Raw genomic sequence first — 1,049 nt, 5'->3', positions numbered from 1 at the left:
CCCTAATCAAGTGTAAATGTGCGTTTGCTACCTTCCGATTTTCCTGCGGAAAATCCTCGGACGCAAACTCGCCCATTTCATACACTTACCGTTAGGCATAATTTGACTAAAAATGAACCAAGATACTTTAACAAATAGCATTGAACTTAAAACAAAATTTTTGAAGCAAATAGATTCTTTAAAAATTCAAAATCAACTTGACAAATTAAAATATGAAATTGATACGCAGAATAGTATTGCAACTGAAGTCAATAATTTTTATGATTCCGCGTGGTTAAAACTTTTAATTGTCATAACAATTTTAGGAATAATATTACCAATACTTGTTCAGTATTTTCAAAGAAAGAATTACAAAGAGTTGGCTGAAAATCTAAAAAATAGCTTTGATAATAAACTGGACATTCTCAAATACAACTACGAGTTGAGAATCGACAAGATTGTTACAGAATATGAAAAAAACCTCAAAGAACTGGAAACAAAAAATGATATGGCAATGTATGAAATAGACGCTAACACATATTATTTGCAAGGTCGTTCTCTTATGTTAGAGAGAAGTTTTGTTCCAGCAGTTTTCAGTTATTTGAAAGCAATTCTTCAACTTAAGAAATGTAATCGAATCGATAGAATCATTCCTAACTTGAATATGCTAAAAAGAGCTTTAGATAAAGTAGAACCTGAAAGAATTAACTTTTTAGATAAAGTCCTTGCAAATAAATTCGAAAGTGATTTCGAAAGTGTAATGAACAAAATTGATGACGAAATATCCATTGACTCAACAATTTTAGTTAAGACCACTGAATTAAGAAAAATTTATTTGGATAAAAAAACTATGCCTAACAATGTATAACCGCAATTACGGCGGATTCGACTACGTCCGAATCCACTCGGAATTGCTAAGGTCAGTGCTAAACCGAAAATTAACGCATATTAACCCGTAACTGACGGTTATACGAGACCGTTAGCCACAAGTTGAATGAACCTATTAACTAAAAGACCACACATTGTTTTTCTTTTATTTGCAGTAATCACTTTTATACTCGGATTTAATG

The 1,049-nt window shown here is 31.5% G+C and carries 1 protein-coding gene; it reads left to right on the top strand.

Annotation, left to right across the window (positions count from 1 at the left end; genetic code table 11):
• Nucleotides 1-112: 112 nt before the first annotated feature.
• On the top strand, nucleotides 113-847 hold the full coding sequence (locus BM239_RS15260; protein WP_092210208.1) for a hypothetical protein: 735 nt from the start codon (nucleotides 113-115) through the stop codon (nucleotides 845-847).
• The last annotated feature ends 202 nt before the right edge of the window (nucleotides 848-1,049 follow it).

This window comes from Algorimicrobium echini, assembly GCF_900115185.1.
Taxonomy (GTDB): Bacteria; Bacteroidota; Bacteroidia; order Flavobacteriales; family Flavobacteriaceae; genus Algorimicrobium; species Algorimicrobium echini.
The sequence above is the reverse complement of the archived record's forward strand: the minus strand, read 5'-3'. Positions and strand labels throughout refer to the sequence as shown.

Excerpts from the sequence above, each read along its gene's own strand:
- BM239_RS15260 (WP_092210208.1), top strand. The coding sequence starts at position 113 with ATGAACCAAGATACTTTAACAAATAGCATTGAACTTAAAACAAAATTT.